Raw genomic sequence first — 23365 nt, forward strand, 5'->3', positions numbered from 1 at the left:
TGGATAAGTTGGTTGATGATAGGCTTTTGTGAGACCTGAGCCTACAACTTTGCTAGAGTTGAATCTCTAAATGCCCGTATGGGCGCACATGAATATCATTATCATTGTCAATGAGAATATTACATTAAATTTATATTTTTAAAGATAAAAAAATAAAAAAGCCCTTTATTCAAAGGGCTTTTTTACCTATCGTATGAAGAATTTCACTTTTTTCCTTCTCATTGATGACACCGATTTTTTGCAAAATATTCGCGTACAATACAAGTTTATTATATATTCGTTCTGACATGTTCTCCCTTCTTTCCTTCGACCAACTTTTTTTGTATTGGTAAATTATATGAAAGAGGTGAGAAAATGTGTCCACTTTTTGCATAACTGCAAATCTTTTATTTTACGATTTACAGATAATAAAACTCCCACCTAAAAATTAGGCGGGAGTTTATGTGCTTTCACTGTATTTAACAAACTGTCCACTGAATATTATGCTTCTTAAGTTCTTCTTCAAAGCTATATGGCATTTTTTTATCACAAATTACGTGTTGAATACGCGAAATTGCTGCTATACGATAATTCCCTTTCACTCCTACCTTCGTATGATCACATAAAATATATGTTTTCTCAGCTAATTTCATCATCGCCTCTGACAATTTCGCTTTCTCTAATTCAAAGCTGGAAACTCCAAAACTAGGTAATAACCCATCAATCGAAACGAACGCTTTATGAAAATGAAATTGCTGTATGACTTGCTGAGAAATAGACCCTGATACACGCGAATGCTTTGGAGATACTTTTCCACCTATAAATAAAACTTCACCGTGAAACATCTTTTTATTAATAGAAGAAATTAATTGTGTTGCGACTGGAAATGAACTTGTTACAATCGTTAAGTTTTTACGATGAACAAGGTATGGAACCATTTGAAGCGGTGTACTTCCATCATCAATTGCAATGACATCACCGTCTTCTACAAATGTCGCTGCTTTATAACCAATTCTTTTCTTCTCTTCTATATGTAGCATTTCTCTTTCTAACATTGGTGCCTCTACTCCAGCGCCTGGAAGTTGAACAGCTCCACCATACACTTTTTTCAGCTTCTTTTCACGATCTAATTCTTCTAAATATCGACGAATCGTTTCTGTTGATACAGCAAATTCTCTCGCTAATTCTGAAACCTTTACTTTCCCTTTAAATTCTACCTTTTCAAGAATGGTTCGCTTTCTTTCTTCTCCTACTACAGACATAGCTTCACCTCATTTATATCTCCCTTATAAACTTCCTTACTTATACAAAGCTATAATTTTCTTTATAAGTAGAAACTTCTTCATGAATATGAATACCGCGCTTTGCTAGCTCATCAAAAATCAATTGTGGATTTTCAAAGGCTTCTTCAGGCGTAACAACACCCACCCTATTTACATTTCCATTTGCAATTAACTCTGCAGCAATCCCAAATGGAATACCGACGTTTCTCGTATACGCTCTTAATTTTTCCCATCCTACAACAGAACCATCAGATAACGGATGTGTATGATATAACACATGTCTTTGCTTCTCATTATTTTTCATACCTATTACTTCTACATGAAGTGCATAACCATAAAGCTCTGTTTCTTGCCCTTCTTTCGATTGCAATAAATACTGTGAAATACAATCCATAATGCCTATTTCTTTCCCGTTTATTTCAATCTGATCATTACGCAATATGCCGTAATCATATAAAGCACGTACAAGTTGCATATTTTGCTGTGGCCAAGTTCCTCTCGTCTCTATCAGTTTGACACCTTTATTTTCTAATGCCTTTGCTAGCGTAATCGTTTCAGAATGCGGAATGATATACTGCGTTGCCTTACCATAAGGCTCTGGCAATTCTATTTCTCTCGGACGCGCAAACGGAGGTACTTGCTTAAATTCACCATCTTCATACACTGTACGCGATGGTAAATATGGATCATATTCATATGTCGTTGTCTCTGTAATTGATGCAGAAAAAGCAATCGGACGATACGAACCGTGACTTACACGGACAGACTCTACAGTATCCAATTGATTTGCTGCATGCATTGCCATCATTTGCGTTACACCTGGCGTCATGCCAAATCCAGGTAAACATATCTTTTCATTTTCAACAAATATAGCATGCGATTCATTTTCTTCACCAAATCCATTTAAGTTCACACCGTGACAGCCTGCTTCTGCAATACAGCGGGTCGACAATCTGTTTAACTTTATCGTCGTACCGTCCATTACAATGTCATAACCAATCATTTTTGCAACCGTATCCTCGTGATTCTTTACATCTACTTTTACAAAATCAACACGAGGGTCGTTGAGCCATTCTACTACTTTACGGCCCTCTACCTCGTTAAAATCAGCTACTGTAATTGTCTCAAAAGATGAAAATTGAACTAAATCCAAAATAGCTTCGCGACAAATTTTACCTGCTCCACCTAAGCAAAATACTTTCACCCAATAACAGCTCCTTTAGCAATACTATCAACTAAGCGATTAATATCTTCTTCATGTACATCACCGATATTTCCAATGCGGAACGTATCTACTTTCGAAATTTTTCCAGGGTAAATAACAAATCCATAACGCTTTAATTCGTTATATAACTGTTGAAACTCGAATCCCTCTTTTGGATAAATGAAAGATGTAATAATAGGAGATTGATATTCCTCATCTACTAGTGGCTTAAATCCGATTTCTCCCATTCTATTTACTAGTAGTTTTTGATTGTTGTAATATCGATTGTAACGCGCTCTTACTCCTCCCTCTTTTTCTAGTTCAAGTAGTGCTTGATAAAAAGCATGTACAACATGTGTAGGTGAAGTAAAACGCCATTTCCCATTTTGTTTTTCCATCGTTTCCCATTGATCATATAAATCAAGAGATAAAGAGCGTCCTTGCCCTTTACACTTCAATAATTCATCACGTTTTGCGATTACAAATCCGAATCCAGGAACCCCTTGAATACACTTATTCGCACTACTAATTAAAAAATCAATTTGTAAATCAGCAATGTCTATTTCAATCCCGCCGAAACTACTCATCGCATCAACAATTGTAACCTTTCCATACTGTTTTCCTAATTTACATACATCTACAATTGGATTTATAATGCCTGTCGTCGTTTCGCAATGAACAACTGCAATATGCGTAATCTCTTTATCTTCTTGCAATAACTTCTCTACTTCTACAATATTAGTAGGTTCCCACTCTTCTGTTTGACTGACCACTACATCAATCTGTAACATCTCTGCCATTTGCACAATGCGCTTACCGTACGCACCATTTGTACAAACGAGAAGCTTCCCATTTGCCGGAATAACAGAACCAATTACTGCTTCAACTGAAAACGTACCGCTTCCTTGCATTAACACTGTTGTATATTTCTCTTCTTCCTTCGTCGCTAACGATACAAGTTTAGCTCTTACTTCTTGCACCATCGTATTATATTCATCATCCCACGTACACCAATCGTATAGCATAACTTCTTTTACTGATTTTGTTGTCGTTAATGGTCCTGGTGTTAATAATAAGTAGTGATTTTCAGTCATGATCCTATTCCCCTTTTATGAAATAATAAGTTCTTGTTTCTCGATATGTTCCATTACGCTTTCGAGTTCCTGCATCGTTTCTATCGTAAAGTGCGCCCCATTTTCAACGAAACGATTGCGAACTACTTCTATTTTTTCACGAAGTTCTACCGAATCCATATTCTCCACTTCCTCTTCCGTTAAACCGAGCTCGCTACTGCCAAGAATTACACCCACTGTCCACATTCCAGCATTTCTACCTTCTTTCATATCTGATACTGTGTCCCCAACTTTTATCATATGGTTCATCGGATACACACCAAGTTCCATTGCATTTTTATAGCACATCCATGGATATGGACGGCCTGCTGGAACATCATCTGGCGTAACAAGAAAATCAGGTTTATATCCTTGTAACGCTGCTTCCTTTGCTACAATATCCATCATTTCTCTCGTATAACCAGTCGTTGAACCAATTTTAATTCCTCTTTCACGTAAAGAAGCAATCACTTCTTTTACTCCATTAATCGGCGAAGCATAGCGCGGTAAAATAGCGAAGAGAAACTCTTCAAATTCTTCATACATCTCCTGAATGTCTGCTTCTGTTGGTAATTGTCGGAAAACACGATTCCACTCACTCGCAATACGAGGCATCTCAGTAAGTGCCCTTACATGATCTATTTTTAATAACCCCATTGGCTTACGAGCTTCTTCTGCTGTAATTGCTACACCCCGTTTATGAAAAATCTCCATGAATACTTCTAGTGGTGCAAAACATCCGTAATCAACTGTTGTCCCTGCCCAATCAAAAATAACTGCTTCAATTTTCATTCTGTCCATCACCTTTCTTACTTATCTTTTTTGCCATTGTGAAGTTCGGTTACGAAGTGCTTTCGTTCCCCATTCATATACAACTCTTACTACAATATTTGTAACAACAATAAGCACACTCATTGCAGCTGCTGGCGCCACATTTCCTGCATCATCCATATTTACGATTGATACGGCAGCTAGTTTAAAATCAGCTGCATATAGGAATACAACTGCCGATACAGTTACCATTGAATTTACGAAGTAGTACATTACCATTTCTAAAATTGCTGGTAAACACATTGGTACCGTTACTCTAAAGAATGTTTTATAAAACGGAATACCCATCGACTGCGAAACAAGCTCAAACTCTCGATCTAATTTCTTTAAAGCAGTCGTTGCCGTGACAAATGTTACAGAATAAAAATGAATGATATTTACTAGTACTAACACAGCGATTGTTCCGTATAAAGAATGAAACGGGTTCGTTACTGATAGTCCCAAAATTTGAATCGTTGGTTGACTAAAGAAAAAGACATATCCTAATCCGAGTACTAAACCTGGTATGGCTAAAGGAACGATAGAGAAAAAGTAACCTGTTTTTCGGAAGAATTGTAGCTGGTCTATTTTCTCAATTGCATATGCAAATACAAATGTTAAAATCGCCCCAATAACTGCTGTAACTGCTGAAACAATTACGCTATTTTTAAATGCTTCAAGTCCATCTCCTGTTAAACTCGAAAAATTAAAATGCTCAAATGTAAAACTCATATTATATGGCCATACTTTCACACTTGCAGCAATACCAACTGCCACAAATAACAAAATGATCATAAATGTAATCACACTACAGTATATGAATGAGATGACATCTCTTTTCTTATTAGCTATTATTCTGTATGGTACTGCTTTTGAAGATAAGAAATTCGCCTGCTTTCTTTGCGTAATACGATCAACTGCAAATGCGAATATAGCTGGGATTAATAAAATCATTCCAACTGTTGCACCCATCGACATATTTTGCTGTCCAATTACTTGTTTGTATACGTCAGTAGCAAGCACATTATATTGTCCACCAACAATTTTTGGTGCCCCAAAATCAGTGAAACTAAGTGTAAACACAACAAACATTGCACTAATTAATCCGTACTTTACACTAGGTAAAGTAACCGTGAAAAATTGTTTTGTTTTACTCGCCCCTAGCATATTAGAAGCTTCATATAAACGATAATCGGATCCTTGAAAGGCAATTAGTAATATGAGAAAGGCTTGCGGAAATGTATACATAACTTCAGCTATTACAATTCCTACTGGTCCATATAAAGGGATTTGTATACCTTCAAATAACCCAAACATTCCTTTCGTTACTAGCCCTTGATTACCAAATAAATATGTAAGTGCTATACCGTGCATCATCGTTGGTGCAAACAATGGTAATAACGCTACATACTGAAATACACGCTTTCCCAAAACATTCGTACGGGCAATCGCATATGCGTAAACGAATGCAATTGAAACTGAAATAATTGTTGTTGCGCCCGAAATCCATACCGTATTTTGTAAAGACTGAACTAAAGTCGGCGTTGTGAAATATTTACTGAAATTCGCTAAACCAATGAAAACTCCATCTTTATTATAAAAAGCTTGTGTAAATAGTTGTAATAGTGGTAATACAAGTATGATAAGGAAGGAAAGAATCATACCGATAATTACAAGCCTTTGGATCCATTCCTCTTTCCCTATACTTCTCTTAATCTTTTTTTTCGCACTTTCTACCTTGTAGTTTTCTAACATCTCCATCTATACAATGACCTTCTTTCCATATGACAACATATGATTTTCTGAGAAAGAGATTTGAATCGGCTTTCCTTTTCTAATATCAGCTACTTCTACTTCTGATGCTAATATATCCACTACAATTTTCTCATTATAAAGGTATGTGTTTTCTTCTACGACTCGCACTTCCGTCCGATATACAGATCCACGAAACTCCATACTTTCCACAACTGTTTTAATACCGTCCTTTTGTACAATTGTTACATGTTCAGGACGAATTGCATGCTCTTCGTTATTTTTCGAAAAGAAATTAATAGAACCAATAAAATCTGCCACAAACGGATTGGCTGGTCTTTGATAAATCTCCTCTGGTGTTCCAATCTGCATAATTTCCGCATGATTCATTACAACAATTTTATCAGCCATCGTTAATGCCTCTTCTTGATCATGCGTGACCATAATAGTTGTTACTCCTACTTTCTCTTGCAAATCACGCATTTCTCTACGTAACTTTTCACGTACTTTCGCATCTAAAGCAGATAACGGCTCATCAAGTAACAAAATATCTGGAGACAGAGCGAGCGCACGTGCAAGTGCCACTCGCTGCTGTTGTCCACCAGACATTTGAGCAGGATATTTATCTTTTACATTCAGTAAATCTACAAGTTTTAACGCCTCTAGCGCTTTCTCTTTTACTTCTGCTTTTCCATATTTTTTTGTCTTTAAGCCGTATTCAATATTTTCAAGTGCTGTTAAATTCGGAAATAATGCATACGATTGGAACACCATTCCGAAGTTTCTCTTTCCAGGAGGTAATGCTGTAATATCTTTTCCATTCACAGCTATACTACCTGTTGTTGCCTCTTCTAGACCTGCTAAAATTCGAAGCAATGTCGTTTTCCCACAACCACTTGGGCCTAATAAACATACAAACTCATTTTTGTTCACAGTAAAAGAAATATCTTTTAACGCTGTAAATGCATCAAACTGTTTTTGAATGTGTTGAATTGATAAATATTCGCTCATTTTTTCTCTCTCCCACTCACTTACTTTTTCGGTTCTGCTTTTTGGCCAAACTCTTTTTCCCATTTTTCTAAAATTTTGTCACGATTTTCTGCTGCCCACTTAAAGTCATTCTTTTTGTATAACTTTTCTGTTACATCTTTAGGGAATCCATCTGGAAGTTTATAATCATTTTTAATTGTCGCAAATCCATTTTTCTCGAAGTATAACTTCATTACATCATCAGTAATCGCCCAATCTAAAAATGCTTGCGCTAATTTTTCATTTTTTGCATTATCTTTTTTAATAAGTGCGTTCGCTTCTACTTCCCAACCTAATCCTTCTTTCGGCAATACAACTTCAACTGGTGCACCTTTTTGTTTCTCTTTCAAAGCACTATAAACCATTGATACGCCAACTGGATATTCACCCGCTCCTGCTAATTTCGCTGGTTTTGATCCTGAATGCGTATAACTTGCCATATTATCATGAAGTTTCTTCATGTAATCCCAGCCTTTATCTTCACCCATGATTTGTAGCCATGCAGAAACTGTTAAAAATCCTGTTCCAGATGATGCTGGATGTGGCATAACAAGTGTTCCTTTATACTCTGGTTTCGTTAAATCTTCATATGATTCTGGCATCGGTAAATTTTTCTTCTTTAACTCTTCTTTATTTACAGCAATCCCCGTCATAAATGCAGTATTTCCTACCCATTTTTCAGGTTGCTTATCATCTTTAAATTGTGGAAGAACACGATCTGCTCCTTTTGGAGAGTATCCTTTTAACATATCTTTTTTATCTAAAGCTAATAGACTTGATGCCGCAGTTCCCCATACAACATCTGCTTGTGTATTTTTCCCTTCAGCTAGCAATTTCGCAGTAATAACTCCTGTTGAATCACGTACAATGTTCAATTTCACATCAGGATATTTCTTTTTAAAGGAATCAAGATAAATTGGTACAAGTTCTTCTTCAATTGCTGTGTAAACAGTTAATGATCCAGATAATTTGTCATCTTTCACTTTCGCTCCAGCACTTTCTTCCTTCTTTGCACCACACCCCATTAATAACGAAAATACCATTCCAGTCGCTACAGCTTTAAAGATTGTTTTTTTCACTGTTTCTCTCTCCTTTTACAAATCTTATGTACAACTCAAATATAAACAACTAGTGTAAAAGCAGTATTAAACCAACATTAATCTTTTGTTTGTTGTTTGTTTTTGTGTAATACGTTGCTACTTCTATGTTTTTTCGCATTTTTCCGCTAATAGAAAACACTAAATTTACAAATAATTAAAAAAACCTTTATAATCCCACAAAAAAATGAGGCGTTTGTAAAAAACGCCTCATTTTTGTTTCCCTTTTTTTGAATTACGATTCGCATACTTTGCGCTATTTTCTCCTTCATACTCTAATGCAAATTCTGCATCTGGTAAGCTTTCTTTCGGAGTTTTATTATTATTGATTGCCGCATTTTGTTTCACTTTTCTTTTTACCAATACATTCACCTGCTCTCAAGAAATCACTTTCTACTCTAGTTTGAAACAACTTAAAATAATTATTACTGGCAAGTGTTAACAAGTACATAAGAGGCGTTAGATGGAAATACTACATATGAAGAAATCATTATAAAAAGGAGCGATAATTTTGAAGAAAAAAGAAAAGATTCAATCACCCATTTTAGACGAAACGCTCCCGCATCAAATGAATTTTCCATCTTTTAAAGGAACAGGAAAAACGATGCAACAACCTTTTGTGAATCAATATAATGTTGTAATTGGAGACAGTAAATATAATTCCGAGAACAGTCCGCTTAACAATTGGAGTGATGAAGTAGATCCTGCCATTATGGCTGGCGATGAGTGGATCCATCCGACAAATGATATTGGGTGGATTTCAGAAGAAAATCAAGAGTTACTAAAAAACGAAGTGGATAATAAAAATGAAGCTTTTATGCATCCACAATTTGGCATTAACGACTAAAAAACCATTCTACCTAACGTAGGTAGAATGGTTTCATACTATCCAATAATAATCCGCTCTTTCGGGTATTTATAGCGAGGTGGTTGTTCCCTTCCACCACTAGCTAAAATAAATGTTAAAATACCAACGCGTCCGATAAACATAAGCACAATAAGTACAAGTTTCCCAACAGTTGTTAAATCAGGCGTAACACCTGTTGATAGTCCCGTCGTTCCGAAAGCAGAACAAACTTCAACAATTAAGCTCATAAGCGGTACATTTTCCGTAATAGATAAAATGAATAGCGCAGTAGCACATAACAAAATCCCCATCGTCATAACGACAGATGCTTTCAGTACATCCTCTTCATGTAGCTGACGTTTGAAGACTCTAACTGTTCTACCGCCCCTTGCAAAGGTGTATAGTGACAATATACTAACAACAAATGTAGTTGTACGTATTCCGCCCCCAACCGAACTTGGAGATGCCCCTATAAACATTAATATACTCATAAATAAAAGCGTCGGTTGTGATAATTCACGTATATCCATTGTTGCAAGTCCACCACTTCGCGTCGTCACAGATTGAAATAATGTATAAAATACAGTTTCATGCCATGATTTTCCTACTAAAAAATGATTTCTCTCCAGTAAAAAAATCATAATTGTACCCACAACAACGAGTACGAAAAATGTTGTTGTCGTCAATTTTGTAAATAATGAAAAACGGAATAATTGTTGTCGCCTTTTACTAAGAAATTGCTTTACTTCCATTAGCACAGGGAAACCAATCGCTCCTAAAATAATTAGTAACATATGAATCATTTGAACAATATAATCTTTTTTATACGGAATTAATGACTGTCCTGTTAAATCAAATCCGCCGTTCGTAGTCGCACTAACAGCTGCAAAGAAACCGTGAAAATAAGCTTCTTGCCAAGTCGGAAAGTAAAGTAAAAATCTTGTACCTAATAAGATTGCTCCAATAAGTTCTATCGAAATAATTACAATTAAAATAGAACGCATCAATTCTACGAGACCCGATAAATTCCCTTGATTATGATCTGCCATAATTAATCTTCTTCTTTGCAAACCAATCTTTTTCCCCGTAATGATCCAAACAAATGTACCAAGCGCCATAATTCCTAAGCCGCCTAATTGTAAAATAAGAGCTAAAACAATAATTCCTGCAGTAGTAAACGTATCTGGAATCGTAATAACAGACAGCCCCGTAACACTTACCGCACTAACCGATGTAAAAAGAGCATCTATAAATGTCCATTTCACACCGGGCTTCGTAACAAACGGGAAACTAAGCAATATCACCGATACAACTACCGCTAATAAATAAAACAAAACGATGAGTTGTACAGGACGTAATTTTTGTAAAAACTTTTTTATATCTCTCATTCCATCACTTCGCTACCTTTTTTCTATCGATTAAATAAAGAAAAATCTTTACTTTCTTTATTTGTAAATAACTGCTCAAATAATTTGGCAAAGACCATTCCATATACAGTTCCATTACCTCCATACGGCAATGCGTAAAATAAATTATGTATCTTTTCATCTTCTTTTAAAATGGGAAGACCATCATGAGTACCACCAAATACAGCTGCCCAATAGTAGTCTGCCTGTATATTTTTATACTGCGGGAACATCTCTTTTACAATATTAATAAGGATATCACGCTTATGCAATAATTTCGTATCACCGATTGTTTGAATTTGCATCGCTTCATCTAATCCGCCTACAATAATGCGGTTTTGATACGTTCGAAAATATAAGTAGGGCCGTGCCGTTTCCCAAATTAACGATCGCTCATGCCAGTTCAAACTGATCTATTTCATTTGTTACAATTGCATAAGAGGTGTCTACTGTTGTATTTTTTTCTTTCTTTCCAAAAAGCGCTTCATAACCTGTCGCCATAATAATATTCTTTGCTACAATTTGATTCCCTGTTTTCGTGTAACAAATTAAATCATTTTTGCGTTTTTTTATATGTATTGCCTCTGTATGTTCATATATATTAGCTCCCATTTGGTTTGCTTTATGCAAAAGACTATGTGCTAATAAATACGGATTTACCTCAGCATCACCGTGTGTATATAATGCCGCTCGTTTTATAAAAGGATAACGCTCCTTAATATCAGATGCTGTAAAATACTCAACAGGAAATCCATAATTCTGTAACGTATTGTACTCCTCTTGTAAAAATGAGACATCCTCACTTTTACTTGCATAATATAAACTATTTCGCAGAATAAAATGGGGATTAATATCAAGAGTCGGTATTACCGCTTCCATTGTTCTTAACGCTTCATAACAAAGCTTATATGCTCGCACCCCTTTTTCTTTACCAAATGTATGGATAAGAGAGGTTAACGATTTATCATGAAGAAATTGTAGTAAACCTGTATTAGCAGCTGTGCTACCACATGCAATGGCTCTTTTTTCAATAAGTGTAACACTCATGCCAATTTTCGCTAACGAATGCGCTATATGAGCACCGGCTTCGCCGCTTCCGACTACGAGCACATCACATATCATATCATTTTCTAACAGTGGATAACAAGGTACAGAAACTCCTGTATTCCAAAACAACTTACCCATCATAAGTTTCATAATTATACTCCTAAAATATAAATTTCTCCTTTCTATGTTTTGTTATTTTTCATAAAAAAATCCAACTAACATAGGCTAGTTGGATTTTTTATCTTTAATTAGAACGCTCTTCAAGCCAATTTCCAATCGTCGGATATGTTTGTTTTACAGCTGTTCCACCGTAAACGATAGACATATGTCCTGTCGGTAAACATACATATTGTTTATCATTGCTAGAAATATGATCTAGCAATGCTTCTACTTGACATGGCAAAGCGATATGATCACGTTTCCCAGAAATATTTAAGACATTCGCCTTAATATTTGCAAGGTCTACCTTTTGTCCGCGAATAACGAGTTCACCCTTAACCAATTTATTATTTTGATAAAAATCACGAATCCACTGTCTGTATGATTCACCTGGGAACGGAATACCATCACCAACCCACTTTTGAACCAATCTCCAGCTTTCGACGAAGCGTTCATTCTCTGAACGATCTACTAAAGCAACATATGGACCAACAAAGTTCGTAATTGGCTTTAACATTTTGTTTCCGAAATCAATCATTTCTGGCGGAATATTTCCAAATGTATCAACCGCTTTATCTAAATTGAAGTATTTCTCATCTAATAAAGGACCATACAATCCTGTTTCAGAGAAATCAAAAGGACTTGTCATAAAGATTAGGTTACGAATTGGCATGTGCGGATGAAGCGCTGCATAAATAGAAGTTAGCGTTCCACCCATGCAATAACCAAGTAAAGAAATCTCGTCCGATTTCGCAGTTCGCATTACTTTTTTTACGGCTTTTGCAATATAATCAAACACGAAATCATCAAATTTCAAATGACTATCTTCTAAACCAAATGTGCCCCAATCAAGCATATACACATCAAAACCACGATCCACTAGATATTCCACTAAACTATTTCCAGGAGTTAAATCCATAATATATGGTTTATTAATAAGAGCATATATTAACAGAATTGGAACTCTTTGTGTTTTTTCTTGTTTTGGAATGTAGCGATAAAGCTTCGTCTTATTCTTCGTCCAAATAACCTCTTTCGGCGTTAATCCTACTTGCGGCTCTGGTTCACGTAATAAAATTTCACTCGCCCTTTTCACTCGGCGGTATGCTTTTCGGTACTCTTCTGGGTATAGCTCTAATTGCTTTTCCCATTCTGTTGCGAATGTAGTCATTTTTCTATCTCCTTTTTGGTCGATTTCCTTCTAAAAAAAAGAAGTGCATTCCTGCTATGGATATGCACTTTTTTCTTGCTTCATTACATATATAATCCGCCGTTAATGTTTAATTGTTGACCTGTGATATACGCACCGTCACGGCATAGGTATACTACACCTTTTGCAATTTCATCAGCTTGACCAAAACGTTTTTTCGGGATTTTTGCAACGATTTTTTGACGTACTTCTTCTGGTACTTCTGCTACCATTTCAGTATCAATAAATCCTGGGCAAATAGCGTTTACAGTGACATTTGTTTTTGCAAGTTCTAACGCTAACGATTTTGTAAATCCTAGCATACCTGCTTTTGCTGCTGAGTAGTTTGTTTGGCCAAATCCACCTGCTTGACCAATAATAGAAGAAATGCTAATAATTCTTCCTTCTTCCGCTTCTGTTATGTATGGAAGAACAGCGCTTGTCGTATTAAATACGCTACTTAAATTCACGTCAATTACGCGCTCCCAATCTTCACGATTTAACTTTTTGAATGTACGATCTCTTGTAATACCAGCATTATTAACAAGAATATCAACTTTACCAAAATGATTCACAGCTTCTTCTACAAGTCGGTTTGCATCTTCTACTTTAGAAACATCCGCTTGCACTGCATAAACATCATGTCCGTCTTTTCCTAATTCATTTACTAAATTTTCAGCTGCTTCTTTACTGCTATTATAGTTAATAACTACTTTCGCTCCCTCTTGTGCTAATGCTACTGTAATTGCTTTTCCAATTCCTTTTGCTCCACCTGTTACGATTGCTACTTTTCCATTTAATTGAACCATTTCTTTTCCCCCTTAAATGAATTTGTGAACGATTGTTATGAATCATTTTGGTACTCATACTATAGAGTCCATATATAATTATGTTTCGCTGTTTATACGTGAAAAGAGATTCTCCCTCTCTCTTTTATCTGTTATAAACAAGCGCTTTTATCATTTTTTATTTTCTGGCTTATTCGCAGGCTTTACCTCTTCTTTTACAGGTACTTGTAGTTTAGCTAGTACTGCATTTTGCTTTTCTAGCAATTCTAAAATTTGATCTACTTTTGTTTCAAGCGTACGAATATCTTGTTTCACTTTCGTCACATCACGCTTTAATGTAGGAGCTTGTCCTAAAGAATCGACTTTCTCCTCTAGAAACTCCTCAATGTTATCTACTTTATTTTCTAAGTTAATAACAAGCGTAGCCACTCTTGCGATATCCTCTTTCGTCGGCACATTTACTTGTTCTAACTAGGTTTTTGTCGTATCATTTAATGCTTTTTGATAAAACAAATTCAAATCTAGAACGCTGCCCATCCAAGCAGAATATTCTTCTGTTTTAATTGTTTCATTGAGCGCTTTTCCCCAAAATGTTTCGGTTTGTTCATAAGCATTTTTCCATGCTTGTAGTGGATCGAATTTTTGATCAATCACTTTACCTACACTCCTTTTTTCGTTTTTGAAACAATTCAACCTATTCGCTATTTTCTAATATTCTGAATAAAACTTCAAGTCTATATTTTATTTTTTTCTATTTTCTAACAAATGTGTTGACTTTAAAAACAGATAGGTGTAAATTGCACTTATAAGCAAAAAATTCCATCTAACTGATTCATGAGGTGATGCACAATCATGCTACAAAATGAACCAGAACAACGCGAAAGTTTGGAGAGCAACCAAGCGAAACAACCAAACTCCATGCCAAAAAACTTCTTAGTTCCCTTCTTACTTCTATGTCTAAAAGACTGGAGTCTTCATGGTTACAAACTTATTCAAATGCTAATGGATATCGGCTTTTCTTCTGTTGACCAAGGTAATGTTTATAGAACACTACGCAAATTAGAAAAAGAAAACCTTATTTCTTCTACTTGGGATACAAGCGATGGAGGGCCGGCAAAAAGAATTTATTCTTTAACTGAATATGGAGAGCAATATTTAACAACATGTGCGACTTCTTTTGAACATTATCAAAATATGTTGCGAACGTTTTTCACGTTATACACCAATGCATTCTTTCCATTTTCTACTTCTCCAGAAAAGGATGAAAAGGATTCTTCATCTTCACCTGGTGGTACAGCAGAGTAATCTGCGTTCACAATATGCAAAAAAACATTTGGGGGTCAAATAATGGAAACTAAACCATACGAATTAGTCGATGCATTTTGGAAAAACTGGTCTCAATCACTTTCCCTTTTCTCTTCAGCTGGGAAACAATTAGAGCAGCTTACTTTAGAAACATTAAAACAACAACAAGACGCTTTGCATAAATTAACATCAGGAGTAGATGAACTAGAAAAAGAACTACAACAACTCACTGCTCAGTTCAACAACCAATATACAGATTACGTGAAACAATTAACTGGAAACTCCTTAAATGATCAAATTAACGAGTGGCAGGACAAATGGAAGGAACTTTCTGCTCATATGCATCAACTTACTGTTTCTCCTACAAAAACATCTTTGTCAATTCTTACACAAACAAGCGGTCAATTTGAAGAAACAACAAAACAATTTATTGAGCAACAACAATTACAACGTGAAGAGGCTCAAAAACAGTTAGAAGGTTTTTTGGAAGAGTTCAAGTCAAAACAGTTGGAACTCGCAAAAAAGTTCGAGGAAAACTCAAAAAATCTATTTACTTCCATCAAGTAAGAAAAATGTGGGAGCTAACTGCAGCACAAACAAAACTCTTTCTTCCTCCTACTACATCAAGATGGCTGGCATTTTTCGATATGGAAAAGAAGGAGGACAAAATGAATCCATTTCAAGAAGCACAAACCGTCCCGGAGCTTCGTTATGATGAGATTCAAGTCGGTGATCAAGCATCCCTTACAAAAACAATTACAGATGAAGATGTTATCAATTTTGCAAAATTGACTGGGGATGTGAATCCTATTCACATTTTAGACTCTTTTGCAAAAACGACAATGTTTAAAGAACGCATTGCCCATGGTATGCTCGTTTCGAGTTTTATTTCTACCATCCTTGGAACGAAACTCCCAGGCAAAAATACGATTTATTTATCCCAAAATGTTTCATTCCGTGCCCCTGTCAAAATCGGTGATACACTTCGCGTTGTGGCAGAGGTTATTAAGAAGCGTGACGATAAAAAAATCATTACGTTGCAAACAAATATATATAATCAATCGGATGATATTGTCGTGGAAGGTACAGCGACAATACTAAAAAAAGAGTAGCAAATTTGCTACTCTTTTTTCTATCCAATAACTTCTAATCACACCGATTACTTCCGCGTATGAGCACGCCGGTTCCACATAAAATAACAGTACCAATTCAGATAAGTACTTATCTGGACTGGATTACTCATAAGGATGTGTATCATCATGGCAAAAACAAACAAATTACTAGTTCCAGGTGCTGAACAAGCACTTGATCAATTTAAATATGAAATTGCACAAGAATTCGGCGTAAGCTTAGGGTCTAATACAGCATCTCGTTCTAACGGATCAGTTGGCGGTGAAGTAACAAAACGTCTTGTTTCTTTAGCTCAACAACAATTACGTGGATAATAATATAACATATGGCTTAGAGGCAGATATTCTCTGCCTCTTTCTATTTTTCACATACATAATCGGACTTTTTCACATACTAGTAAGAGCAAACAGAAAGGAACGATATATAACATGAAACGGATTAACATTCGTATGAGTCCTCCCCGCGTTCTTACTTTGTCTTTTATCATGTTATCAATTATAGGTACATGCTTATTAAAGCTTCCAATCGCTACAACAACGTCTATTTCATGGCTCGATGCTTTATTTACAACAGTTTCTGCCTGTACGGTTACAGGGCTTGGTGTTGTGGACACTGGAAAAGTATTTACTTTGTTTGGACAATGTGTCATTTTAACGCTTATACAAGTTGGCGGACTTGGTATTATGAGCTTTGCTGTCTTAATTGCGATTATGCTCGGCAGAAAAATCGGTCTTCAAAACCGTATTTTATTACAACAAGCATTAAATCAAACGAATATAGGCGGCGTCATCCGTCTTGCCAAAGCATTATTTTTATTCTCTTTTACAGTCGAATGTATCGCTACTTTAATTCTTTCTTTTGAGTGGGTACCAAAATACGGGGTTACCAAAGGGATCTATTATAGTTTTTTCCATTCAATCTCAGCCTTTAACAATGCTGGTTTTTCTGTGTGGAGCGATAATTTAATGTCCCATTCTCATAGCATTATTGTCAATTTCGTCATTTCCTCTCTCATCATTTTAGGTGGAATTGGTTTTACAGTGATCGTAGACATAAAAAGAAAGAAAAACTTTAAAAACCTTACACTACATTCAAAACTTATGCTCTCTTCTACTCTAATCATCAACATTATTGCTACCCTTTTTATTTTTATATTCGAGTTCCATAACTCTCTTTCTATGAGAGGTTTTACCCCATTTGAAGAAGGAATGGCCTCTTATTTCCAAGCAATTTCAACGCGAACTGCCGGGTTTAATACAGTTGATATTTCTACATTGTCAAAACCTTCCCTGCTATTAATGATGCTACTTATGTTTATTGGTGCTGGTAGTGCTTCAACGGGTGGGGGGATTAAGTTAACAACATTTTTAATCATATTTTTTGGCGTATTTAAATTTTTACAAGAACAAGAAGATATTGTCGTATTTAAAAAATCCATTAAAGATACTCTCATTGTCAAATCATTAACCATTACTATTATTTCTATTTCATTTATCTTTTTTGCTATTTTAATTTTGAGTATTACTGAACGAGTTCCTCTATTGATGAGTGCTTTCGAAGTATTTTCAGCATTTGGGACTGTTGGCCTCAGTATGAACTTAACACCCCACTTAACTATAATTGGAAAAGCGATTATTATTTTTATGATGTTTTTTGGGAAAATGGGTCCTTTAACATTGGCATTTTCATTTGCTCGTAAAAAGAACCGAAAAATAAAATATCCGAATGAAGATATTTTAACAGGTTGACAACCGTATAAATTATCCATATAATGAGAATACAATAACATATCTCCAAAGGGGAGTAGCGTCCAAGAATATATCTTGGAAACAAAGTCGTCATTACGTAGAACTTAGTTCTTCCGGCTTTGTTGGCATTTTTATTACATATGTCTAGCAAGACCTTTGCCTATTAACGGCAGAGGTCTTTTTTGCATTCATTTCCAGATTCTTCCAAAGTTAATAGGCAGGAGTATGGGGAAACTAAATAGTGGGGAAATTCTTCACTTATTTAGAAGTTATAGAGATGAGAGGAGAATGTACATGGATGTATCATTATTATTGGAGTATGGTTGGGTATTACTCATCCTAATTGCACTTGAAGGGATTTTAGCGGCTGATAACGCTCTTGTTCTTGCAATTATGGTAAAACATTTACCAGAAGAAAAACGAAAGAAAGCACTATTTTACGGATTAGCGGGGGCATTCGTTTTCCGATTTGGATCGTTATTTATGATTTCGTTCTTAGTCGATGTATGGCAAGTGCAAGCAATCGGTGCCATCTACCTTATGTTTATCGCTGGTAATCACTTATTTAAAACATATGTTAAAAAGAATACAGATGAAGAAACAGAAGAAAAAGAAGCAAAGAAAAAACAAGAGAACTTTTGGTGGACTGTATTTAAAGTTGAGGTTGCTGATATCGCCTTCGCAGTTGATTCAATTTTAGCTGCTGTTGCACTAGCAATGACTTTACCAAAAACAGGACTAGGTACAATTGGTAGTCTGGATACTGGGCAATTCGTTGTTATCTTTGTAGGTGGACTTATCGGATTAATCATTATGCGATTTGCAGCAACTGCTTTCGTACAAATCTTAAAACGTAAACCAGGGCTTGAAACTGCAGCATTCTTAATTGTAGGTTGGGTTGGTGTGAAGCTAGCAGTTTATACGTTAGCACACCCTGCATTAAATGTAATTCCACATTCATTCCCAGAATCCACTCCGTGGAAGCTTACATTCTGGATTGTATTAGTCGGAATCGCAGTTGGTGGTTGGTTCTTCTCAAAAGAAGTAGAAGTAAAAGTGGAAAAGAATTTAGACGAAAAAGCGCTGTAATTACAGCGCTTTTTCTTTTTCCTTTCTTCCTCGCAATGTCCAGAAAAAATTCCATTATACTACCTTTTGTAAACGTTTTCTTAATGTATGTATGCCCTTTTTGTGAAACATTGCACAAACTCATTGAAAGTAGGAACAATTCCATGTACTTTATTCATATAAGGAGTATTTATAGAAGATTTACTAAAGGAGCGTATTACTCATGCTAGAACAAGGACTAGATTATGTTGTCAAACTGGCTAAAAGCAAAAAGAAAATACTAGATACAAACCCAATGCAATATTTCATTCGTGCTGCACTTGCGGGGATTTATATCGGTTTTATTATTGTACTATGTTTTAAATTAGGTAACTTTTTTCACATTGCAGATTCACCAGCAACTTATTTATCTGCCTCTATGTTTTTCGGGATTGCTCTCGTACTTATTATATATGGCGGTGCTGAATTGTTTACTGGAAACACAATGTACTTTACTGTAGCAACTTTAAGAAAAGAAACAACGATTTCTGATACACTTCGTAACTGGGTTGCTTGTTATGCAGGTAACTTAGCCGGCGCATTATTCTTTGCCTTACTATTTTACGCAACTGGAATTTTTGAAGCAATTGATCACGGTCACTTAATGAGTAAAGTCGTTGAAGGAAAGATGAATACACCTACAATGCAGTTATTCTTTAAAGCCATTTTATGTAACTGGCTCGTATGTCTTGCTTGCTTCTTACCTTCTCAGGTTAAAGGTGACACAGCAAAAATAATGGTCATGATGCTACTTGTTTTCACATTCTTCTTATCTGGTTACGAACATAGTATTGCAAACTTATCACTCTTTGCTTTATCTTTAGTTTCACCGCATCCTGAGACAATTTCTTTTTCAGGTGCTATTCATAACTTAATTCCTGTTACAATTGGTAACATTATTGGCGGATCAGTATTTGTCGGTATGGTATACCACTACTTAACAAAGAAAACGCCTGAAGTTCAACAGGAAGAAACTGAAATCGCAACAGCTCAACAAGAAGAGATTATTCCTTTACAAGCCCATATGAAGCATTAAAAACTCCAAAGTTTTACTTTGGAGTTTTTAGCTTCCCACGTATTTAACAACAAGGTGAGGAGTAATTTCTCCTTCTTCCTTTCCCTTATCCATTCTCTGTTTCATCTTGTGCATACCGATAACATCATTCGTATGAAAGTGAATTTCATTTACATATAACCCCTCTGTACAAAAAGCTTCTACAAAATCTAGTCCATTTTTCGCTCCCCATCCCATATTAAAATCAAGAGAAAGAATATTCACATCATAATCCCGAACCATTTGCAAAGCACATTCTACTGTAGTTGCGGGCACATACCCGAACGGGCAACTTCTTTGATCATCCATATATACGTTCATTTTCGATTCCCTCTCTAATTTGAATATGCGGCCAATACATAACATATTGCCCCGAGACTAATAAAAGGACCAAATGGAATTGGCTTTCGTACTTCTATACGTTTTAATCCGATACCAATCCCGAAAAAACAAAGACTAAAACAAGATGCTAAAAATAAAACGATAAAAACTCCTTTCACTCCTACTATAAATCCAAGTAACGAAAGTAGTTTTATATCTCCTCCGCCAAGCCCTTCTGGATATATCTTTTGCATGCAATATAACAAAATAAATATAACACCACTACCAGCTATACTATCTGTCCAAGTAACTAATTGTACAAAAACACTTTCGAGAATGAGTAAAAAGGCAAACGAAATTAAAATACAATCAGGAATTAACATATATAAGTAATCTGTAACTGAAATAATAAGAAGTAGCGAAAAAAGGGATAAAATAATAATAAGCTCTCGTTCTATTCCAATCATATACACTGTAAGAAGAAATATACCTCCTGTTATACATTCAAATGCTACATACATAATTGGAATTTTCCTCTTACAATTCGTACAACAGCTTCTTTGTATATAAAATGAAATGATAGGGATTAGTTCTTTTGTCCTTAGCACATATTTGCAATAACCACAATGTGAACGCGGGGTAATAATAGAAGCACCTAATGGAACCCTCATCGCAACTAGCATAAAAAAAGAACCAAACACCATCCCTGCTAACAGTGCATATAAATAAGTGAACATCCCTTCCTCTCCTTTCCCAAAAAACATAGCAAAAAAAGGAGAGAACTTCTACTTCATATTATCCTTTATTCTACTAAAAAGCAGGCCATTTCCTGGCCTGCTTTCCCCTCTTTTATACGATGAAATAAACTGCTTTTAATGGTCCATGTACTCCGACAACAAGATTCATCTCGATGTCAGCCGAGTTACTTGGCCCTGTAATAAAGTTAATACAAGATGCCGCTGTCTCCCCATTTTCTACGCGTGAGTTCATATCCTGAACTGCTTGTGTAATACGAGGCACAAGTGTTTCACGTGGAATAATAGCAAAATATACAGTCGGTAAAAAGTGTAAAGAACGCCCTTGACCTTTATGACTTTGTACAACAATTGTACCAGATTCAGCTAATGTATAATCACTAAATGCAATACCAATATTCGCTTTTTCAGCTAAACGCATATTTTCGTCTTTTCTCTCTGGATCCCATACATTTACTTCAACATCTCGCTTTGGAAGTTCTTCTTTAAATAAAGATGTTAAACCATATGCATCAAAACGCGCATCTGCTGATAATAAAATAGGTCCCCCGCCGTTTTCCATGATTACTTTTTGAAGGTCTTCACCTAAACGGTCGTTTGTCGTTTCTACTACAGTTGTATGAATGTTTGTACATTGCTCTTTAAACACTTCTAGTAATTCTTCTTGTGAATAATCTTTTAACGTTTCTATATTCACATTACTTTTCCATACTGGACGCTCTACGCCTTCTGTTTTACGCGCGCGCCCAAGTTCTTTTGCAATGTTATCTAGAAAGGCATCACGGTTTTGAATTAATCCTGCCATTATTTATCCCCGCCTTTCTTATGATCTTTATACCAATCACGGAATCGTTCTTTACTTGGAGCTGGGAATTCACGAATATCCGTCCAGTTTTTAAGTGGTCCAACACCTTTTGATACACGATTATCAGATGTAAATGGACTCATTGCCGCTGGTGCCATTTTTGAACCCATTTTATATAAAGCAGCTGAAGAAGCACCCATACTAAACATTTTCATAGCCAGTTTTTCTGCAAGTGGTGCACGACCTTCTTGCTCAACGATGACTTGACGATGTTTTAATAATAAATCATGCAATGGAATTTTTACTGGACAAGCTTCTGTACATGCTCCGCATAAACTAGATGCATAAGGAAGCTCTTTGTAATCATCATATCCACCTAGAAGCGGTGTTAATACCGCACCGATTGGTCCTGAGTAAATCGATCCATATGAATGTCCACCAACGTGACGATATACAGGACATACATTAACACAAGCAGCGCAACGAATACATTGTAATACTGAACGGAATTCAGATCCAAGAATTTGAGAGCGACCATTATCAACAACAACTAAATGAAATTCTTCAGGTCCATCAACTTCCTCTTCTTGAATTGGCCCCGCTACTGTTACATAACTTGTTAATTTTTGACCTACTGCACTACGACATAGTAAACCAACTAAAACATCTAATTCTTCCATTGTCGGAACCATACGTTCCATACCCATTACCGCTATTTGTGTTTTAGGAATTGACATAACAAGATCTGCATTACCTTCATTCGTTACTAAACAAAGAGAGCCAGTATTTGCAACAGCAAAGTTACAACCAGTTACACCAATTTCTGCATCCATAAATTTCTCACGAAGTTGTTTACGAACAAACTTTGTCATTTCATACGGGTCATCAGAATTTTCATAGCCTAGCTTTTCTTTAAATACATCGCGAATTTGCGTTCTATTTTTATGAAGTGCAGGTGCAATAATATGTGAAGGTGGATCGTTATCTACTTGCAAGATATACTCTCCTAAGTCACTCTCTAACACTTCACAGCCAATCTCTTCAAGCGCATGGTTCATACTAATTTCTTCTGTTACCATCGACTTTGATTTTACTACCTTTTTTGCCTGCTTCTTTTTTGCAACGTCTTGAATATACTTTGCTGCTTCCTCTTTCGTTTTCGCAAAGTACACGTGTCCGCCTCTTTTTGATACATTTTCACTTAACTGCATTAAGTAATAATCAAGATTTTCTAACGTATGTTGACGAATTTGTTCACCTAGTTCACGCCACTCTTCCCAGTTTCCTAGTTCATCTGCGGCTTTTAAGCGATTCGTATATAAACGCGTTTGTGCAGAAGATACTGCTCCGCGCATAAACGAATCTTGAATTCCATCACCAACGCGATCATTAAATTTTTTCTCACTGATTTTCATAGACATAGCTTATGTTCCCCCT

Annotated in this window: 23 protein-coding genes, 2 pseudogenes and 1 riboswitch; of the genes and pseudogenes, 8 read left to right on the forward strand and 17 right to left on the reverse strand. The window is 35.9% G+C overall.

Translation table 11 applies throughout. The annotated features are described in order from the left end of the window. Nucleotides 1-458 precede the first annotated feature (458 nt). The 8 genes from MR169_RS18420 to MR169_RS18455 form a co-directional block, all read right to left on the reverse strand. Nucleotides 459-1241 carry a DeoR/GlpR family DNA-binding transcription regulator gene (locus MR169_RS18420; protein ID WP_000117667.1) on the reverse strand — a complete coding sequence of 261 codons (783 nt, stop codon included), beginning with the start codon at nucleotides 1239-1241 and terminating at the stop codon, nucleotides 459-461. A 40-nt stretch (nucleotides 1242-1281) separates the two neighbouring features. Then, on the reverse strand, nucleotides 1282-2466 hold the full coding sequence (locus MR169_RS18425; RefSeq protein WP_016117450.1) for a saccharopine dehydrogenase family protein: 1185 nt from the start codon (nucleotides 2464-2466) through the stop codon (nucleotides 1282-1284). Then, on the reverse strand, nucleotides 2463-3560 hold the full coding sequence (gene phnW, locus MR169_RS18430) for a 2-aminoethylphosphonate--pyruvate transaminase (protein ID WP_000138231.1): 1098 nt from the start codon (nucleotides 3558-3560) through the stop codon (nucleotides 2463-2465). The genes MR169_RS18425 and phnW overlap by 4 nt, the downstream gene beginning before the upstream one ends. A 15-nt stretch (nucleotides 3561-3575) precedes the next feature. Next, nucleotides 3576-4370 (reverse strand): phosphonoacetaldehyde hydrolase, encoded by a 795-nt coding sequence (phnX, locus tag MR169_RS18435; protein WP_098616842.1) that lies wholly within the window; start codon nucleotides 4368-4370, stop codon nucleotides 3576-3578. A 21-nt stretch (nucleotides 4371-4391) separates the two neighbouring features. Further along, entirely contained in the window at nucleotides 4392-6149 is a 1758-nt protein-coding gene (locus tag MR169_RS18440) for a putative 2-aminoethylphosphonate ABC transporter permease subunit (RefSeq protein WP_141533197.1), read from the reverse strand. Beyond that, nucleotides 6150-7151: a putative 2-aminoethylphosphonate ABC transporter ATP-binding protein gene (locus MR169_RS18445; protein ID WP_000006191.1), complete on the reverse strand. Its 1002-nt coding sequence runs from the start codon at nucleotides 7149-7151 to the stop codon at nucleotides 6150-6152. 20 nt (nucleotides 7152-7171) lie between these two features. Continuing rightward, a complete protein-coding gene (locus MR169_RS18450; protein WP_000750895.1) occupies nucleotides 7172-8248 on the reverse strand; it encodes a putative 2-aminoethylphosphonate ABC transporter substrate-binding protein in 1077 nt (358 codons plus the stop codon). Between the two features lie 228 nt (nucleotides 8249-8476). Next, nucleotides 8477-8629, reverse strand: a complete 153-nt coding sequence (locus MR169_RS18455) for a hypothetical protein (RefSeq protein WP_000240799.1) — start codon at nucleotides 8627-8629, stop codon at nucleotides 8477-8479. 148 nt (nucleotides 8630-8777) lie between these two features. Between MR169_RS18455 and MR169_RS18460 the strand changes: the two genes are divergently transcribed. Continuing rightward, a complete protein-coding gene (locus tag MR169_RS18460; protein ID WP_000726028.1) occupies nucleotides 8778-9113 on the forward strand; it encodes a DUF3905 domain-containing protein in 336 nt (111 codons plus the stop codon). A 38-nt stretch (nucleotides 9114-9151) separates the two neighbouring features. Here MR169_RS18460 and MR169_RS18465 read toward each other — a convergent pair whose 3' ends face one another. The 5 genes and pseudogenes from MR169_RS18465 to phaR form a co-directional block, all read right to left on the reverse strand. Further along, a complete protein-coding gene (locus tag MR169_RS18465; RefSeq protein WP_242319807.1) occupies nucleotides 9152-10501 on the reverse strand; it encodes a TrkH family potassium uptake protein in 1350 nt (449 codons plus the stop codon). 23 nt (nucleotides 10502-10524) lie between these two features. Further along, nucleotides 10525-11716 (reverse strand): annotated as a pseudogene (locus MR169_RS18470) (NAD(P)/FAD-dependent oxidoreductase). A 94-nt stretch (nucleotides 11717-11810) separates the two neighbouring features. Then, the gene (gene phaC / locus MR169_RS18475) at nucleotides 11811-12896 is read right to left on the reverse strand and encodes a class III poly(R)-hydroxyalkanoic acid synthase subunit PhaC (protein ID WP_000206333.1); all 1086 of its coding nucleotides are present in this window, start codon (nucleotides 12894-12896) and stop codon (nucleotides 11811-11813) included. An 83-nt stretch (nucleotides 12897-12979) separates the two neighbouring features. Beyond that, complete coding sequence (locus tag MR169_RS18480) at nucleotides 12980-13723, reverse strand: acetoacetyl-CoA reductase (protein WP_000250407.1); 744 nt, start codon at nucleotides 13721-13723, stop codon at nucleotides 12980-12982. Between the two features lie 150 nt (nucleotides 13724-13873). Continuing rightward, nucleotides 13874-14356: pseudogene (gene phaR, locus MR169_RS18485) on the reverse strand (polyhydroxyalkanoic acid synthase subunit PhaR). Nucleotides 14357-14554: 198 nt separating this feature from the next. On the opposite strand from phaR, the gene phaQ reads away from it, so the two are divergent. From phaQ to MR169_RS18520, 7 genes are all read left to right on the forward strand, one after another. Further along, on the forward strand, nucleotides 14555-15007 hold the full coding sequence (gene phaQ / locus MR169_RS18490) for a poly-beta-hydroxybutyrate-responsive repressor (RefSeq protein WP_000939955.1): 453 nt from the start codon (nucleotides 14555-14557) through the stop codon (nucleotides 15005-15007). A gap of 42 nt (nucleotides 15008-15049) precedes the next feature. Next, on the forward strand, nucleotides 15050-15574 hold the full coding sequence (gene phaP, locus MR169_RS18495; RefSeq protein WP_000448594.1) for a polyhydroxyalkanoic acid inclusion protein PhaP: 525 nt from the start codon (nucleotides 15050-15052) through the stop codon (nucleotides 15572-15574). A gap of 101 nt (nucleotides 15575-15675) precedes the next feature. Beyond that, on the forward strand, nucleotides 15676-16119 hold the full coding sequence (locus MR169_RS18500) for a MaoC family dehydratase (RefSeq protein WP_001067916.1): 444 nt from the start codon (nucleotides 15676-15678) through the stop codon (nucleotides 16117-16119). Between the two features lie 147 nt (nucleotides 16120-16266). After that, the gene (locus tag MR169_RS18505; protein ID WP_001140707.1) at nucleotides 16267-16452 is read left to right on the forward strand and encodes an alpha/beta-type small acid-soluble spore protein; all 186 of its coding nucleotides are present in this window, start codon (nucleotides 16267-16269) and stop codon (nucleotides 16450-16452) included. Nucleotides 16453-16566: 114 nt separating this feature from the next. Continuing rightward, entirely contained in the window at nucleotides 16567-17886 is a 1320-nt protein-coding gene (locus MR169_RS18510) for a TrkH family potassium uptake protein (protein WP_000822339.1), read from the forward strand. 38 nt (nucleotides 17887-17924) lie between these two features. Continuing rightward, nucleotides 17925-18098: riboswitch (yybP-ykoY riboswitch) on the forward strand. 82 nt (nucleotides 18099-18180) lie between these two features. Continuing rightward, nucleotides 18181-18975 (forward strand): TerC family protein, encoded by a 795-nt coding sequence (locus MR169_RS18515; protein ID WP_000383326.1) that lies wholly within the window; start codon nucleotides 18181-18183, stop codon nucleotides 18973-18975. A 202-nt stretch (nucleotides 18976-19177) separates the two neighbouring features. Then, complete coding sequence (locus MR169_RS18520; protein WP_000893029.1) at nucleotides 19178-20029, forward strand: formate/nitrite transporter family protein; 852 nt, start codon at nucleotides 19178-19180, stop codon at nucleotides 20027-20029. A gap of 27 nt (nucleotides 20030-20056) precedes the next feature. Here MR169_RS18520 and MR169_RS18525 read toward each other — a convergent pair whose 3' ends face one another. The 4 genes from MR169_RS18525 to MR169_RS18540 form a co-directional block, all read right to left on the reverse strand. Continuing rightward, entirely contained in the window at nucleotides 20057-20368 is a 312-nt protein-coding gene (locus MR169_RS18525) for a cyclic-phosphate processing receiver domain-containing protein (RefSeq protein WP_001103761.1), read from the reverse strand. Nucleotides 20369-20382: 14 nt separating this feature from the next. Beyond that, on the reverse strand, nucleotides 20383-21105 hold the full coding sequence (locus MR169_RS18530; protein ID WP_242319808.1) for a prepilin peptidase: 723 nt from the start codon (nucleotides 21103-21105) through the stop codon (nucleotides 20383-20385). 112 nt (nucleotides 21106-21217) lie between these two features. Beyond that, entirely contained in the window at nucleotides 21218-21928 is a 711-nt protein-coding gene (locus MR169_RS18535) for a LutC/YkgG family protein (RefSeq protein WP_242319809.1), read from the reverse strand. Beyond that, nucleotides 21928-23349: a LutB/LldF family L-lactate oxidation iron-sulfur protein gene (locus MR169_RS18540; RefSeq protein ID WP_242319810.1), complete on the reverse strand. Its 1422-nt coding sequence runs from the start codon at nucleotides 23347-23349 to the stop codon at nucleotides 21928-21930. Before MR169_RS18540 ends, MR169_RS18535 begins: the two co-directional genes overlap by 1 nt. Nucleotides 23350-23365 lie beyond the last annotated feature (16 nt).

This window comes from Bacillus cereus group sp. BfR-BA-01349, assembly GCF_022663795.1.
In the GTDB taxonomy this organism is placed as follows: Bacteria; Bacillota; Bacilli; order Bacillales; family Bacillaceae_G; genus Bacillus_A; species Bacillus_A cereus.

Excerpts from the sequence above, each read along its gene's own strand:
- MR169_RS18420 (WP_000117667.1), bottom strand. The coding sequence starts at position 1,241 with ATGTCTGTAGTAGGAGAAGAAAGAAAGCGAACCATTCTTGAAAAGGTA.
- phnW (WP_000138231.1), bottom strand. The coding sequence starts at position 3,560 with ATGACTGAAAATCACTACTTATTATTAACACCAGGACCATTAACGACA.
- phnX (WP_098616842.1), bottom strand. The coding sequence starts at position 4,370 with ATGAAAATTGAAGCAGTTATTTTTGATTGGGCAGGGACAACAGTTGAT.
- MR169_RS18440 (WP_141533197.1), bottom strand. The coding sequence starts at position 6,149 with ATGGAGATGTTAGAAAACTACAAGGTAGAAAGTGCGAAAAAAAAGATT.
- MR169_RS18445 (WP_000006191.1), bottom strand. The coding sequence starts at position 7,151 with ATGAGCGAATATTTATCAATTCAACACATTCAAAAACAGTTTGATGCA.
- MR169_RS18465 (WP_242319807.1), bottom strand. The coding sequence starts at position 10,501 with ATGAGAGATATAAAAAAGTTTTTACAAAAATTACGTCCTGTACAACTC.
- phaC (WP_000206333.1), bottom strand. The coding sequence starts at position 12,896 with ATGACTACATTCGCAACAGAATGGGAAAAGCAATTAGAGCTATACCCA.
- MR169_RS18480 (WP_000250407.1), bottom strand. The coding sequence starts at position 13,723 with ATGGTTCAATTAAATGGAAAAGTAGCAATCGTAACAGGTGGAGCAAAA.
- phaQ (WP_000939955.1), top strand. The coding sequence starts at position 14,555 with ATGCTACAAAATGAACCAGAACAACGCGAAAGTTTGGAGAGCAACCAA.
- phaP (WP_000448594.1), top strand. The coding sequence starts at position 15,050 with ATGGAAACTAAACCATACGAATTAGTCGATGCATTTTGGAAAAACTGG.
- MR169_RS18500 (WP_001067916.1), top strand. The coding sequence starts at position 15,676 with ATGAATCCATTTCAAGAAGCACAAACCGTCCCGGAGCTTCGTTATGAT.
- MR169_RS18505 (WP_001140707.1), top strand. The coding sequence starts at position 16,267 with ATGGCAAAAACAAACAAATTACTAGTTCCAGGTGCTGAACAAGCACTT.
- MR169_RS18510 (WP_000822339.1), top strand. The coding sequence starts at position 16,567 with ATGAAACGGATTAACATTCGTATGAGTCCTCCCCGCGTTCTTACTTTG.
- MR169_RS18515 (WP_000383326.1), top strand. The coding sequence starts at position 18,181 with ATGGATGTATCATTATTATTGGAGTATGGTTGGGTATTACTCATCCTA.
- MR169_RS18520 (WP_000893029.1), top strand. The coding sequence starts at position 19,178 with ATGCTAGAACAAGGACTAGATTATGTTGTCAAACTGGCTAAAAGCAAA.
- MR169_RS18525 (WP_001103761.1), bottom strand. The coding sequence starts at position 20,368 with ATGAACGTATATATGGATGATCAAAGAAGTTGCCCGTTCGGGTATGTG.
- MR169_RS18530 (WP_242319808.1), bottom strand. The coding sequence starts at position 21,105 with ATGTTCACTTATTTATATGCACTGTTAGCAGGGATGGTGTTTGGTTCT.
- MR169_RS18535 (WP_242319809.1), bottom strand. The coding sequence starts at position 21,928 with ATGGCAGGATTAATTCAAAACCGTGATGCCTTTCTAGATAACATTGCA.
- MR169_RS18540 (WP_242319810.1), bottom strand. The coding sequence starts at position 23,349 with ATGTCTATGAAAATCAGTGAGAAAAAATTTAATGATCGCGTTGGTGAT.